The organism is Flavobacterium sp. WC2509, from assembly GCF_052683105.1.
Genome location: NZ_JBQZFG010000001.1, coordinates 143,831 through 160,139, shown reverse-complemented (window position 1 = coordinate 160,139; position 16,309 = coordinate 143,831). Strand labels below are relative to the sequence as shown.

General features: G+C 32.9%; 10 protein-coding genes. All 10 read left to right on the top strand.

From position 1 onward, the window contains the following. The first annotated feature begins 103 nt into the window (after positions 1 to 103). The 10 genes from ACUN3A_RS00620 to ACUN3A_RS00575 all read left to right on the top strand — a co-directional run bounded on the left by ACUN3A_RS00620 (position 104) and on the right by ACUN3A_RS00575 (position 16,305). Positions 104 to 2,269 carry an alpha-glucuronidase family glycosyl hydrolase gene (locus ACUN3A_RS00620; RefSeq protein WP_445549412.1) on the top strand — a complete coding sequence of 722 codons (2,166 nt, stop codon included), beginning with the start codon at positions 104 to 106 and terminating at the stop codon, positions 2,267 to 2,269. Positions 2,270 to 2,340: 71 nt separating this feature from the next. Next, on the top strand, positions 2,341 to 3,459 hold the full coding sequence (locus ACUN3A_RS00615; RefSeq protein WP_445549411.1) for an endo-1,4-beta-xylanase: 1,119 nt from the start codon (positions 2,341 to 2,343) through the stop codon (positions 3,457 to 3,459). 241 nt (positions 3,460 to 3,700) lie between these two features. Further along, positions 3,701 to 5,134: an MFS transporter gene (locus ACUN3A_RS00610; RefSeq protein ID WP_445549410.1), complete on the top strand. Its 1,434-nt coding sequence runs from the start codon at positions 3,701 to 3,703 to the stop codon at positions 5,132 to 5,134. 19 nt (positions 5,135 to 5,153) lie between these two features. Next, positions 5,154 to 6,182, top strand: a complete 1,029-nt coding sequence (locus tag ACUN3A_RS00605) for a glycoside hydrolase family 43 protein (RefSeq protein ID WP_445549409.1) — start codon at positions 5,154 to 5,156, stop codon at positions 6,180 to 6,182. A 20-nt stretch (positions 6,183 to 6,202) separates the two neighbouring features. Then, positions 6,203 to 7,939: a glycoside hydrolase family 43 protein gene (locus tag ACUN3A_RS00600; protein WP_445549408.1), complete on the top strand. Its 1,737-nt coding sequence runs from the start codon at positions 6,203 to 6,205 to the stop codon at positions 7,937 to 7,939. 99 nt (positions 7,940 to 8,038) lie between these two features. Continuing rightward, the gene (locus tag ACUN3A_RS00595; protein ID WP_445549407.1) at positions 8,039 to 9,049 is read left to right on the top strand and encodes a GntR family transcriptional regulator; all 1,011 of its coding nucleotides are present in this window, start codon (positions 8,039 to 8,041) and stop codon (positions 9,047 to 9,049) included. A 3-nt stretch (positions 9,050 to 9,052) separates the two neighbouring features. Beyond that, positions 9,053 to 10,537 carry a xylulokinase gene (locus tag ACUN3A_RS00590; protein WP_445549406.1) on the top strand — a complete coding sequence of 495 codons (1,485 nt, stop codon included), beginning with the start codon at positions 9,053 to 9,055 and terminating at the stop codon, positions 10,535 to 10,537. Positions 10,538 to 10,541: 4 nt separating this feature from the next. Continuing rightward, positions 10,542 to 11,867: a xylose isomerase gene (xylA, locus tag ACUN3A_RS00585; protein WP_445549405.1), complete on the top strand. Its 1,326-nt coding sequence runs from the start codon at positions 10,542 to 10,544 to the stop codon at positions 11,865 to 11,867. A gap of 131 nt (positions 11,868 to 11,998) precedes the next feature. Next, positions 11,999 to 12,655 (top strand): fructose-6-phosphate aldolase, encoded by a 657-nt coding sequence (gene fsa, locus ACUN3A_RS00580; protein ID WP_445549404.1) that lies wholly within the window; start codon positions 11,999 to 12,001, stop codon positions 12,653 to 12,655. A 485-nt stretch (positions 12,656 to 13,140) separates the two neighbouring features. Beyond that, positions 13,141 to 16,305 (top strand): SusC/RagA family TonB-linked outer membrane protein, encoded by a 3,165-nt coding sequence (locus ACUN3A_RS00575; protein WP_445549403.1) that lies wholly within the window; start codon positions 13,141 to 13,143, stop codon positions 16,303 to 16,305. Positions 16,306 to 16,309: the final 4 nt, after the last annotated feature.

The following is a 16,309-nucleotide window of genomic DNA, read 5'->3' as shown; positions in this document are numbered from 1 at the left end:
TTTAAAATGTATTTTTTTGATTAAATTTTTATCAAATAGTAGTATTTTAGTAAAAACAGTTGGTTAATGTATAAATTTAGAAACGAAGAAAAACTGATAAGAAATGAAACATAAAAAAATGACCTTTCTGAGATTGATCGTCCTGATATTTGGGATATCAGGGTCAGTATCTGCTCAAAAGGATTATAAATTATGGCTTCAATATGATGCAGTTAGTAATTTGGATCTAAAATCCAACTATTTGTTTGCTATTGAAGGAATTGTAGCTTTAGGGAAATCTGAAACAATGACGATTGCCTCAAATGAACTGCAATGGGCTTTGACAGCTATGCTTGGAAAAAAAATCAATGTTGTCACAAAATTAGAAGAAAATAATAACATCATAATAGGTTCTAAGGCTTCTTTAAATTCAGAAATTCAAAAAACAATCGAATCTGATTTTAATAGAATCAATGACGAAGGTTTTATTATTAAATCCATTACCATTAATAATAAAAGTCATATTATCATAAGTGGAAAAAAGGAAGTGGGAGTTTTATATGGGGTTTATAGTTTTTTAAGACTAATTCAGACCAATAAATCCATTGAAAAACTGAATATTATTGATTCTCCAAAAACGAATATCCGTATTTTAAATCATTGGGATAATTTAGATCGAAAGGTAGAGCGTGGTTATGCTGGGTTTTCTTTATGGAATTGGCAAAAATTACCCGATTTTATAGATCAGCGGTATATTGATTATGCCCGGGCAAATGCTTCGATAGGAATTAATGGTACAGTTTTGACGAATGTAAATGCAAATGCTTTGATTCTAACACCACAATATTTAGAAAAAGTGGAGGCCCTTGCCAATGTTTTTAGACCTTATGGAATAAAAGTATATTTAACAGCTCGCTTTTCTGCTCCAATAGAAATAGGAGGTTTAAAAACAGCTGACCCAAAAGATGTTGATGTTGCCAATTGGTGGAAAGCCAAGGCCAAAGAAATATACGCGAGAATTCCAGATTTTGGAGGATTTCTTGTAAAAGCAAATTCAGAGGGACAGCCAGGACCGCAGAATTACGGCAGAGATCATGTGGACGGAGCCAATATGCTTGCAGATGCAGTAGCTCCTTTTGGAGGCGTTATAATGTGGAGAGCTTTCGTGTATTCAGAGCATGATGCGAATGATCGCGCCAAGCAGGCTTATGCTGAATTTCAGCCTTATGATGGGAGATTTAGAGAAAATGTTATTGTTCAGGTAAAAAATGGAGCAATTGATTTTCAGCCAAGAGAACCTTTTCACCCATTATTTGGAGCTATGCCAAAAACGCCTTTGATGATGGAGTTTCAAATAACACAGGAATATTTGGGTTTTAGTACGCATTTGGTTTTTTTGCCTAAATTATTTCAGGAGGTTTTAGAATCGGATACGTACCAAAAAGGCAAAGGAGCTACGGTTGCCAAAGTAATTGATGGTTCTTTGTATAACAATAAAATCACAGGAATTGCTGGTGTTGCGAATATTGGAAATGATTTAAACTGGACAGGACATCCTTTTGCTCAGGCCAATTGGTATGGCTTTGGAAGATTGGCTTGGAATCCCTATTTGGATGCTGATACCATTGCTGATGAATGGCTAAGGTGCACTTTTTCTAATAATGAAAAATTTATTAGTCCAATAAAAGAAATGATGATTCAATCGCGTGAAGCAGTCGTTAATTATATGACACCATTGGGATTGCACCATGTTATGGATACTGGTCATCATTATGGACCAGGACCGTGGGTAAGCAATTTGTCTAGACCAGAGTGGAATCCTGTTTACTATCACAAAGCAGATAAAAACGGAATCGGTTTTGATAGATCAAAAGCGGGGACTAATGCCGTTTCACAATATGCGCCAGAAGCCGCTAGTATTTTTGATAATATAAAGACATGTCCAGAAGAATATTTACTGTGGTTTCACCATGTTTCTTGGGATTATAAATTAAAAGATGGCCATAATCTTTGGGATGGTATGGCTTTAAAGTATCAGCAAGGAGTAAATCAAGTTTCAGCCATGCAGAAAACTTGGAACGCAACCGAAAAATATGTTGACAGCGAACGTTTTAAAGAAGTTCAGATGTTGTTGAATATTCAATATAAAGAAGCAAAATGGTGGCGTGATGCTTGCTTGTTATATTTTCAGCAATATTCGGGGAAAGAATTGCCAAAAGGAGTTGAAAAACCGACTCAATCTTTGGAATATTTTGAATCTTTGAAATTTCCTTTTGCGCCAGGAAATTAATTATAGAATTTTAAAGTTTCTGAAGCGTTTTAAAATTAATAACTTTAACTATTATCTAAAAATCATTAATAATGAAATTAATAAATAACTATATACCGCTTGTCTTTCTTTTTGTATTAGTGAGTTGTAATTCACAAAATACAAAATCAAATTCAGCTTCTTTAAAAGATAATTTTAAAGGTGATTTTTACATTGGAACCGCTTTAAGTGCTGACCAAATTGAACAAAAAGATGCTAAAGTTGACGAATTAATCCGAAAAGAGTTTAATGCTATCACTGCCGAAAATATTATGAAATCGATGTTTGTTCATCCTTTAAAAAATAAATATGATTTTGCTATGACCGATAAGTTTGTTGCTTATGGTGAAAAAAATAAAATGTTTATTCACGGACACACTTTGATTTGGCACAGCCAATTAGCGCCTTGGATGTCTGAGATTAAAGATAGTATCGAAATGAAAGCATTTATGAAAGATCATATTACAACTATAGTTTCTAAGTATAAAGGAAAAATTAATTCTTGGGATGTTGTTAATGAAGCTTTGAATGATGATGGAACTTTGAGAAAATCTGTTTTTTTAAACACGCTTGGTAAAAGTTATTTGGTAGATGCTTTTAAACTTGCAGCAAAAGCGGATCCTAAAGTTGATTTATATTATAACGATTACAACATCTGTGAGCCAAAAAAGAGAGAAGGAGCAATCGAATTAGTAAAAAACATTAAAGCAAATGGTGGAAAAATTGATGGTATTGGTATTCAGGGACATTGGAGGTTGGAAAGCCCATCATTAGAAGAAATTGAAAAAAGTATTTTGGCATATTCTGCACTTGGTTTAAAGGTCGCTTTTACAGAATTGGATATTACAGTATTGCCAAATCCTTGGGATTTAAAAGGAGCAGATGTAAATCAGAAGTTTGAAGGAAGTGCAAAAATGAATCCTTATCCTAAAACCCTTCCAGATTCTATTCAGACTAAATTGGCAGATCGTTATGCTGCTATTTTTAAAATATTTTTAAAACATAAGGATAAAATTAGCCGTGTAACATTTTGGGGAGTTCATGATGGACAATCTTGGTTAAACGATTGGCCAATCAAAGGAAGAACAAATTATCCATTATTATTTGACACTAAATTAAAACCAAAAAAAGCATATATTAGTGTTATGCAGCTAAAGGAAAATAAAAAATAATTTTACAACCAAAAAGGTATATTACTTTAAAATATGTAACAAACTATTGTTTTTAAAATTATTATATCAAATAAAATGTTATTTATTTTGCAAATATGTTTTTTTTACTATTTTTACACAACCGATTGTTTTTTTTAAATGATATTTGTTTTTTAGAAGGTTAAAACGAAGCATTCATTTAATAAAAAAACTATTATACTAAACCATTTTGTTTTTAAACACCAATTAACCATTACTACTAATGAATAACATTTCTCAAAAATTATCGATCAAAGAAAAAATTGGATACAGTTTAGGTGACTTAGCCGCTAATTTAGTTTTCCAGACTTTGATGACATATTTGGCGTATTTCTATACTGATATTTATGGATTGTCGCCAACACATTCTTCTATAATTATGTTAGTGGTAGGTTTAATTGCTGCGTTTATTTTTAATCCGATAATAGGGGTTTTAGCAGACAGAACGAATACAAAATGGGGAAAGTTTAGACCTTGGATTCTAATAACTGCAATACCATTAGGATGCGTTGCTTTGGCAGCTTTTACAACACCTAATTTTTCATATGATGGAAAAGTAATTTATGCCGTTGTTACATATACATTATTATTACTTTTTTATGCAAGTAACAATCTCCCTTATTCGGCTTTAAGTGGTGTGATTACTGGAGATATGTCTGAGAGAAATAGTTTATCGTCCTATCGTTTTGTAGCCGTAATGTTTGCACAGTTTTTTGTACAGGTTTTTATGCTTGGTATTATCAAAAGTGCGGGAGATGGAGATAAAGCAGTTGGTATTGAAAAAGTAATGACTGTATTGGCGATCATTGGTACGATTATGCTTTTGATCACATTTTTGACTACTAGAGAACGAATTATTCCAAAACCAGAACAAAAATCAAGTATTAAGGAAGATTTAAGCGATTTGGTAAAAAATAAACCGTGGGTAATCATGTTATCGCTGACGACTTTAGTATTTATCACTTTAGCTTTAAAAGGAGGCTCCTATGTGTATTATTTTGAAAACTATGTAGATAAGGAGCAATTAGCACTTTTTATTCAGCCGATTTTAGATTCATTGTCTAGCCTTGGATTGAATCACTTTGGAAATGATCCAGTTGCTGCAGGATTTGGATTGTTTAATGCTGGCGGTATTATTTTTATGATTGTTGGTATTACGTTATCTAAAAATTTGGCAGATAAATATGGGAAGCGAAATATCTTCGGAATATTTTTATTTATTTCGACGGTATTTATTCTGGCTTTTTATTTTTTTCCACCAGATAATATCCGACTTATATTCTTATCACAAATTTTTCATGGTTTTTTCTACGGAATAACAATTCCAATCCTTTGGGCCATGATTGCAGACGTTGCTGATTATTCAGAATGGATAAATAACCGTCGTGCTACAGCTATTATATTTTCGGCTATGATGGTTGGTCTAAAAGCGGGTTTGAGTATCGGTGGGGCTTTAACGACAATGTTTTTAGGATATTTTAATTATGTTCCTAACTCTTTATCTCAATCGGATGTTACTATAAATGGTATTAAATTATTAGTGAGTGTTTTTCCTGCGATTCCATTTTTAATAGGATGTGGTTTGTTGTTTTTCTATAAAATAGATAAAAAAATGGAAGTTCAAATTGAAAGCGACCTAAAAGAAAGAAGAAATTAATTATAAAATAAAGAAGAGTATGCCTGAAGATAGTATTGAACAAATTAATTTTGAGGAGATTAATAAAGCAGCCATTTCACAACCTTTAGTATCACACATGTACACTGCTGATCCATCAGCACATGTATTTAACGGTAAGATATATATTTATCCTTCTCATGATATTGATGCGGGAATTCCATTTAATGATAATGGAGATCATTTTGGTATGGAAGATTATCATGTGTTTTCTATGGAAAGTATCACATCTAAAACCGTTGATAATGGCGTTGCTTTGCATGTAGATGATGTAGCTTGGGCTGAAAAACAAATGTGGGCCCCCGATGCGGCTCATAAAAACGGAAAGTATTATTTGTATTTTCCTGCCAAGCGTCCTAATGGTATTTTCCAGATTGGAGTTGCCGTTAGCGATTCACCAACAGGGCCTTTTGTTGCTGAGAAAGAAGCAATCAAAGGAAGTTATAGTATTGATCCTGCTGTTTTTGAGGATGAGGATGGTAAACATTATATTTATTTTGGGGGAATTTGGGGTGGTCAACTTCAAAAATACCGTGACAATAAATATGGTATTTATAACAAAGAACCATTTGGTAAAGAACCAGCATTATTGCCTATTGTAGCAAAACTTAGTGACGATATGTTAGAGTTTGCCGAAGAACCAAAAGAAGTTCAGATTCTAGACGAAAATGGAGAACTTTTATTAGCAGAAGATAATGATCGTCGTTTTTTTGAAGCTTCATGGGTTCACAAATACAATGATAAATATTATTTCTCTTATTCTACAGGAGATACACACTTTATTTGTTACGCTATTGGAGATTCACCCTATGGACCATTTGTTTATGAAGGTCGAATTTTAAATCCTGTTGTGGGTTGGACTACACACCATTCGATATGTAAGGTTGATAATGAATGGTATTTGTTTTATCATGATTCAAGTTTATCAAAAGGAGTAACTCATTTGCGAAGCATGAAAGTGACCAAAATTGATTATTTAGCCGATGGATCAATTGTTGTAATAGATCCTTACGATAGAGAAGATTTATAGAAAATGATTCAGATAAAAATATGTTTCGAATAGCAAAAATAGATCTTAAAAATGTTGTCATTGCCTTGATGATTACGGTAACTCCGTGTAAAATAATTTCTCAGAAGAAAGAAATTGAGTCACAATCAAATTATGCTTCTTTTGATTGGTTTGATTACAAAGGAAAAGATGATGCTTACGCAAATGTATCAAAATCTTACAATGAATATTTTAATCCAATTTTAGCTGGATTTTATCCAGATCCGAGTATTTGCAGAGTTGGAAATAAATTTTACTTGGTTAATTCTTCGTTTTGTTATTTCCCAGGATTACCTATTTCTGAAAGTACTGATTTAGTAAACTGGAAGCAAATTGGTCATGTAATTACGCGTCCAGAACAAGCCGATTTTAAGAATTCACGTTTGTCTGGCGGAATGTATGCACCAACAATTCGGTACCATAAAGGCGGTTTTTATGTAATCTGTACCGATGTAAGTGGTGTGGGTAATTTTATTGTTACTGCCGAAAATCCTGCAGGGCCTTGGTCAAATCCAATTGTACTTTCAGGTGTAAATGGTATTGATCCGGATCTTTTTTTTGATGAAGATGGGAAAGTATATATCACGCATAACGGACCACCACCAAATAATATTTCTGTGCACGATGGACATAGAGCTATTTATATGATTGAATATGATTTAGTGAATAAAAAGACTGTTGGTGAGTCAAAATTAGTGATTAACGGAGGTACTGATATAGCTATAAAACCAGTTTGGATTGAAGGTCCACATCTGATAAAAAAAGGAGGATATTATTATTTGATTTGTGCGCAAGGCGGTACTGGATTCAATCATTCTGAAGTTGTTTTTAGAAGTAAAAGTGTTTTTGGACCTTATGAAAGTTATGCCAATAACCCAATATTAACTCAGAAAAATCTAGATCCAAATCGTAAAAATGAAGTTTCGACAACTGGTCATGCTGATTTTATTGAATTGCCAAATGGCGATTGGTGGACAGTCTTTTTAGGATGCAGACCCTACGGAATGGATTTATACAATACAGGAAGAGAAACGTTTTTGATGCCTGTTGAATGGAAAAATGATTGGCCAGAAATTATTGGAGGAAATCAAACAATTCCAATGATTAATAAAAGACCTAATTTGCCACTTTCAAAAGAAAAAATAGAACTGTTGAGCGGAAATTTTACTTCTCACGATGATTTTAATAACGCTAAATTAGATTTGAAATGGAGTTTTATTAGAACACCTCTTGAAAAATGGTTTACTTTAAAAGACGGAAAACTTCAAATAAAAGCCAGAAAAGAATCTATTTACACTGAAACAAATTTTTCTTTTATCGGAAGAAGACAACAACATTTAAAATTTGAAGTTTCTACAAAATTAGAATTCACACCAAAAAATAGTTCACAAGTTGCTGGTTTGACTGCCTTTCAAAACGAAAAACATTTTTTATTAATTGGAAAACGCCTGAATGCTGCTAATAAACTAGAAGTATTTTTAGAAAAAACTGCTATTAATAGTGTAAATGAAAAACCAGAGATTCTGGCAAAAAAAGAAATTGGAGATAACACAAAAGAACTATATTTAAAAATAGAAGGGAAGGGGCGTTTTTATGATTTTTATTATAAAGTAAACTCAAAAAGGGAGTGGATAATCCTAGCAAAAGATGTTGACGGAAGTATATTAAGTACAAAGGAAGCTGGAGGTTTTGTGGGTACGTACTTAGCTATGTATGCGTCAAGTAATCATTTTCGATAAAAAATCAACCTTTTTTAAAAATTTGACTATAAAAATATTTTTATATTGGATATTAGTGCTTAGTTTTGTAGCACACATAACAGAACAGAACACAACAGTATGGATATCGAAAATCAGGAAAAATTTATTTTTGTCATTAATCATGAAAGCGATATGCCCAAGTACCTGCAATTGGTAAACGGAATCACTAACGCTATTGCTGAGAATGTATTGCAAAAAGGAGAATTGTTGCCGTCAATAAATAGTATTTGCAAAACAAATAAACTATCGAGGGATACTGTTTTTAAGGCTTATTCGGTCTTAAAAGATCAAAATGTTATTGATTCAGTTCCTAATAAAGGCTATTACGTATGTGATGAAACCAGAAAAGTGCTTTTGGTTTTAGATACTTTCAAGGCGTATAAAGAGGTTTTGTATCATTCATTTGTAAATAATTTGCCCGATAATGTTATTACCGATGTGCAGTTTCACCATTATAATATAGATGTTTTTAAAACTATAATTAATAACAGTGTAGGGAAGTATTATAAATACGTAGTGATGAATTTTGATCATGAAGACATACTTCCAACATTGTCGGCCATTTCTAATGATAAATTACTCTTGATAGATTGGAATATTCATTCAAAAAAGGAAAATAATTATATTTTTCAAGATTTCGGAGAAGCGTTTTATGAGTCTTTGGTAAAGGCGGCAGACTTATTCAGAAAGTATAAAACTATACATTTTTTATATCCAAATTATACAAATCACCCTATAGAAACTCAAGAGTATTTTAAGAAATTTTGTCAAGATTTTGATTTTAAATTTGAAATTGTTACCAATCCAAAAGAGTTTAATATAGAAAAAGATATTGCCTATATAAGTGTGAGTGACCGGATTTTGGGACAATTTTTAGAACAATGTAAAGAGAAAGATTTAGAGCCTGGTGTAGATGTTGGTTTTTTGTCTTACAATGAAACGCCAATGAAGAAATTTATATATAAAGGGATTTCTGTGGTGTCAACAGACTTTAAGGAATTAGGAACAAAAGCAGCAGCATTTATTACGCATGATGAAGTTGTTCAGTGTTATGTACCAACCAATTTAATAATTAGAGAATCATTATAAATTATGTATTATATAGGATATGATATTGGAAGTTCTTCGATCAAGGTAGCTTTGGTTGAAGCAGAAACAGGAAAGAAAATAATTGTTTTGAATGAACCTCAAAACGAAATGGAGATTGTCTCTTTGAAACCCGATTGGGCTGAGCAAGACCCAGAAATGTGGTGGCAACATATTTGTGTAGCAACAAAAAGAGCAATTCGCGAAGCAAATATTGATGCTTCAAAAATAAGCGGAGTGGGTATTTCCTATCAAATGCACGGTTTAGTCGTAGTTGGTGAAGATGGAAATTCTTTACGTAATTCCATTATTTGGTGTGATAGTAGAGCGGTTGAAATTGGAAACAAAGCTTTTGCAGAATTGGGAGAAGATAAATGTATGACGCATTTGTTGAATTCTCCAGGAAATTTTACGGCTTCAAAATTAAAATGGGTCAAAGACAATGAGCCTGAGATTTACAAAAAAGTGTATAAATACATGCTTCCAGGTGATTACATCGCTTATAAATTGACAGGCGATATCACTACAACCAAAAATGGTTTGTCTGAAGGAATGCTTTGGGACTACAAAGAAAATAAAGTAGCTGATTGGTTATTAGAATATTACGGAATTGAAACTTCAATGACACCAACTATTGTTGAAAATTTTAGCAATCAAGGCGTTACAAACGAAAAAGGTTCTCAGGAATCAGGACTTCCTGTTGGAATTCCGATTGTGTATAGAGCGGGAGATCAACCTAATAATGCGCTTTCATTGAATGTTTTAAATCCTGGTGAAGTAGCAGCAACTGGCGGAACTTCAGGTGTTTTTTATGCGGTAACCGATGCTACAGTTGGAAAAAGTACCCGTGTAAATAATTTTGTACATGTTAATTTTGAAGAAAAAAATCCTAGAATCGGAAAATTATTAAACATCAATGGAGCTGGAATTCAGTACCGATGGTTGCGTAATAATATGGGCGATGAAACATACGAATCGATGAATCATAAAGCCGCTAAAATTGCAATTGGTTCAGAAGGTTTAGTCGTAATTCCGTTTGGAAATGGTGCTGAGCGTATGTTTAATAACAAAAACATCGGAACTCATTTCCTAAATCTGAATTTAAATATTCATAGTAGTTCTCATTTATTCAGAGCTGCTTTGGAAGGAATTGCTTTTTCGTTTGTATACGGAATGGAATGTTTAAAAGAGGATAATGCAACAATTGGAGTGATTCGCGCAGGGAATGATAATTTATTTCGTTCGGAAATATTTTCGAATACTGTTGCCTCTTTAATTGGTCACGAAATTGAAATTTACAATACTACAGGCGCGGTAGGAGCAGCAAGAGCAGTGGGATTAACGGATGGTGATTTTGAAAAATTTGGTTCAAATATTTCTAAAAATGATCACGTAATGACATTTTTGCCTTTGCAAAATAGCGAACCTTACCAAGAAGCCTATCAAAAATGGAAACAAGAATTAGAAATACTATTAATTAATAAAAAATAAGAAGATGATTAGTTTAGGAGAAAAAGAATATTACAAAGAAATAGGTCAAATTAAATTTGAAGGAAAAGAATCAGACAATCCGTTAGCATTTAAATATTACAATCCAGACCAAGTGGTTGCTGGAAAAACAATGCGTGAGCATTTTAGATTTGCTATTGCTTATTGGCATACTTTCTGTGGGCAAGGATCAGATCCATTTGGTCCAGGAACACAGCATTTTGCTTGGGATCAGCCAGCAGATGCGATTGAAGCAGCAAAACAAAAAGCAGATGCAGCTTTCGAATTCGTTACTAAAATGGGATTTGATTATTACTGTTTCCATGATTATGACTTGGTTAGAGAAGGAGCAACTTTTGCTGAATCTGAAAGCAGATTGGCTACGATAACAGATTATTTGAAAGAGAAACAAGCAGCTTCTGGAGTAAAATTACTTTGGGGAACAGCTAATGCTTTTTCGAATCCTCGTTATATGAATGGTGCAGCTACAAATCCTGATTTTAACGTATTAGCTAGAGCAGGTGGACAAGTAAAATTAGCTTTGGATGCTACAATTGCTTTAGGTGGTGAGAACTATGTATTCTGGGGTGGACGTGAAGGATATATGACTTTGCTAAACACAGATATGGGAAGAGAATTAGACCACATGGGACAGTTTTTGAGAACGGCTCGTGATTATGCTCGTGCACAAGGATTTAAAGGGAATTTCTTAATTGAGCCAAAACCTATGGAGCCATCTAAACACCAATACGATTTTGATTGCGCTACTGCAATTGGGTTTTTACGTAACCAAGGTTTAGATAAAGATTTCAAAATGAATATCGAAGTTAACCACGCTACTTTGGCACAACATACTTTTCAGCATGAAATTGATGTTGCTGCTCAAGCGGGTATGTTAGGAAGTTTAGATGCGAACAGAGGAGATTACCAAAATGGATGGGATACAGATCAATTTCCTAACAACATCCAAGAAACTACAGAAGCAATGTTAGTATTCTTGAAAGCGGGTGGATTACAAGGTGGTGGAATTAATTTTGATGCCAAAATTAGAAGAAATTCAACTGATTTGGAAGATGTTTTCCATGCGCATATTGGTGGTGCAGATACTTTTGCACGTGCTTTATTGACTGCTGACAAAATCATCACTTCTTCTCCTTATGATAAATTAAGAAAAGAAAGATACAGCTCTTTTGATTCTGGAAACGGAAAAGCGTTTGAGGAAGGGAAATTAGATTTACAGGCTTTATATAAAATTGCTCAGGAAAATGGGGAATTAAATCTGCAAAGCGGTAAACAAGAGTTGTTTGAAAACATTATCAATCAATATATTTAAAATTTTATTAGTTAGTTTATATTAGTAAAAGTAGGGTTGAAGAACGAGTTTTCAACCCTACTTTTTTTTGAAAAACTATTTTTTATAAATCTATTTACAATCAATTTAATAACCAAAAAACTAAAAAGAGAATGAAATTTTTTATTGACACAGCAAATTTAGAAGATATTAAAGAAGCCCAAGCCTTAGGAGTATTGGATGGAGTTACTACGAACCCATCATTAATGGCAAAAGAAGGAATCGCTGGAAAAGATAATATCTTACAACATTACGTAAACATCTGTAATATTGTTGACGGAGATGTTTCTGCCGAAGTTATTTCGACAGATTTTGAAGGAATGATAAGAGAAGGGGAAGAATTAGCGGCTTTGCATGAGCAAATCGTTGTAAAATTACCGATGATTGCCGATGGTATAAAAGCATGTAAATACTTTTCATCAAAAGGTGTTCGAACAAATGTTACTTTAGTTTTCTCTGCTGGTCAGGCACTTTTGGCTGCTAAAGCCGGAGCTACTTATGTTTCACCGTTTTTAGGAAGACTTGATGATGTTTCGACCGATGGAATGCACTTGATTGCTGAAATCCGTGAAATATATGATAATTATGGATATGAAACTCAAATTCTTTCTGCGTCTGTCCGTCATACTATGCATATAATTAATTGTGCCAAAATTGGTTCAGATGTAATGACTGGACCGCTTTCTGCTATCAAAGGATTGTTAAAACATCCATTGACGGATATTGGTTTAGCACAATTTGTAGAAGATGCAAAAAAGATGAAGTTATAATTCATTTTTTGAGGTTATAAATTTTAGTATTTGAGAGACAGCAACTTTCTACAGAATTAATTTTGTCCTCAAGCATTTTTTTAAGCTATAAATCAGCTTTTATTACCGTTAAGATTACTTAAATGTGGTGTAATTATATATTACTCTAACGTTTTCGTAATCTTTTTCTTTTAAAGAGAACTAATTTTTTGATTTTACTTTTTTATTGTTTTTTTAGTAAATGAATTGATTCGTTAGCTATATTTTATGTTGAATCTTTGTAAATCGATCTATTTTGAATTTTATTTATAATTTTAAGAATATAAATATTTTATATGTTTTTTTATTCAGCTATTTTTTTCATTTTTTTAAAAATAATATACGCAACCGATTGTGTATATTGTTATTTTGTATATATTTGTTTAACATAAGTTTCACATTACTATATCAAATTGAGATTAAGAATTTAACTAAGCCAAACTATAAATTAATTAAATTAACTATTTATGAATAACTTTTTATTTTTTAAAAGCGGACATATAAAACAATTGGGGTTTACCATTCTGATGTTTTTATTTTATGCGCACATGAATGCACAAACAACGGTGTCGGGAGTTGTTTCTGATAAGGCAGGACCTTTGCCTGGTGTAAGTATTATTGTTCAAGGGACAAAAAATTCTGTAGCTACAGATTTTGATGGAGGGTATAGCTTAGCGAATGTACCTGAAAATGCAATGATTACTTTTAGTTTTATTGGTTACAAAACACAAACAATTGCAGTATCAGGTAGAAAAAAAATTGACCTAGTATTAATAGAAGATTTAAAAACACTTGACGAAGTTGTAGTAGTAGGTTACGGTACAATGAAACGTAGAGATTTAACTGGTTCTATAGCTACTGTTGGTAGTAAAGCAGTTACACAAAGTGTTACTACATCTATTGAACAGCTTTTGCAAGGACGTGCTGCTGGGGTTCAAGTATCAGCAAATAGTGGTGCGCCTGGGGCTTCATCATCTGTTTATATTCGAGGTATTGGCAGTATTAATGGAGGAACACAACCTATTTATGTAATTGATGGAGTGATAATTGATGGAAATAGTGGTTCTGTAAATAGTAATCCACTTTCAGTTATTAACCCTTCGGATATTGTTTCTATTGATATTTTGAAAGATGCTTCGGCTACAGCAATTTACGGATCTCGCGCGGCAGGTGGGGTAATTCAGGTGACAACTAAACGAGGAAAAAAAGGAGATTTAGCTTTAACTTTTGATAGTTATGTAGGTTTGCAAGAAATTCCAAAAAATTTGCAAGTGCTTAATCTTAAGGAATATGGTGAGCTGAAAAATACCCGTTCAAGTTTAGGAATTGTAGAAAAAGATGCAACTTTTATCCGCACTGATTTATTGGGAGAAGGCACTAATTGGCAAAATGAATTGTTTAATAAGGCATTGATTCAAAATTACAATTTATCAGCTTCTGGTGGTTCAGAGAAGAGTACTTATTATATGGGGATTGGTTATTTGGATCAAGGAGGAATTGCTGAGGGTTCAATGTTTAACCGTTTTAATTTAACCGCTAATTTAGATTCTCAAGTAAAAGATTATTTTAAGATGGGTGTAAATTTTGCTCTTAGTGATACTAAACAAAACACTACGATAAACGATGGAGCATTGATTCTTACAGCGTTAAAACAGACTCCAAATGTGGCTGTGCGTAATGCTGAAGGTAATTTTGATGGTCCTGATACGGATCAATTTGTACAAAACAATCCAGTTGGATTGGCATCCATAAGAGACAATCGCAATGAAGGAGTTAGTATGAGAGCTAATACCTATGCTGAAATAACTTTTACTAAAGGGTTAACATTCAAAACACAATATTCTTTGGATTATGGTTTTTCAAGTGCTTATACTTTTGATCCTTCTTATACTTTTGGGCAGATTACAAATGATATTCGTCAAGGTACACGAACCAAAGCAAGTAGTAAAAACTGGATATGGAATAACATTTTAAATTACAATCGTACTTTTGATAAGCATACAATAAATGCTATGTTAGGGCAAGAGGCTCAAGAGAAATATTGGGAAAATTTATACGGATATGTTTCTGGATATTTGACTAATACTTCTACGGATTTATCTTTGGGTGATGCAACTACTGCAAGGGTAACTAATAATAGTACTAGTAGTTCATTGAGTTCCTATTTTGGTAGGTTATTTTATTCATTCGAGGATAAATATTCGTTAACGGCTACTATTCGTCGTGACGGTTCGTCGAGATTCGCTGATGAAAACCGTTGGGGCTGGTTTCCTTCTGCAGCTTTTGCATGGAAAGCGTCTAATGAGGATTTTTTAAAAGAGAATAAAGTAATTAATAACTTGAAATTTAGATTAAGTTGGGGAGCTGTTGGTAATGAGAATGTACCAAACTATGCATATACTTCAACGTATAATTCAACTGCTACGGCTAATTGGGGAACAGGATTATTGGCTTCCAATACAGCAAATAAAGATTTGAAATGGGAAACTATATATTCTTCTAATATTGGTTTGGATTTAGGTCTTTTCAATAACCGTATAGAGTTGGTTGCTGATATATATTACAAAAAGACTGATGATTTATTAAATCGATTGGCATTGCCAGCTTATGTAGGAACCTCTGGTCAAGGGTCAAGTAGTGCGCCTTGGTATAATATTGGATCACTTGAAAATAAAGGACTTGAAATCGCTTTGAATACCATCAATATTCAGAATAAAGAATTTAGCTGGACTTCTAATTTTATTTTTTCAATGAATAAAAATAAAGTATTGTCATTAAATACGGATACAGGACATTATGATGGAACTGTTCAACAAGGTTCAGATGTTACTGTGGTTACTCGTACCGCAGTGGGGCAACCAATTAGTCAGTTTTATGGATATAAAGTAATTGGACGTTTTGAAAAAGCAACTGATTTTTACTATAAAGATGCTGCTGGAAATGTAGTACCAACAGCTTTACCAAAAGATATGACAATTAGTGAAAATGGAGCTTGGATTGGTGATTATATATTTGAAGATGTTAATAAAGATGGCGTAATTGATGATAAAGATTTGCAAAACATTGGTAATCCACTACCTAAGTTTACTTTTGGTATAACGAACTCGTTTACATACAAAGGTTTTGATATGAGTATTTTTCTTGATGGATCTTATGGAAACGATGTAATGAACTATCAACGTCGTTGGTTAGAAAATCCTCGCGAAAGTACTAATTTATTAGAGACAGCACTTGGTTATGCACAATTGGATTTAATTAATCCTAATGGACCAAATGATTATCGTAATGTTCAAATTGTAGGTGGCGATCCTTCTATGCCACGTCTTGCTGCATCCTCTGCTGCATCAAATTCTAACTATCGTTATAGTGACCGTTTTGTAGAAGATGGGTCTTTTGTACGTATCAAAAACATTTCAATAGCCTATAATTTGCCAAGTTCTTTTGTTTCTAGAATTGGATTAGCAGGAATAAGAGTGTATTCTAATATGCAAAATATTCTCACATTTACTAAGTATTCAGGATACGATCCAGAAGTAGGTACATTAAATAATAGTGCACTTTATTCAGGTATAGATAACGGACGTTATCCTACACCACGTATTACTACCCTTGGAGTAAATGTTAAATTTTAAAAAT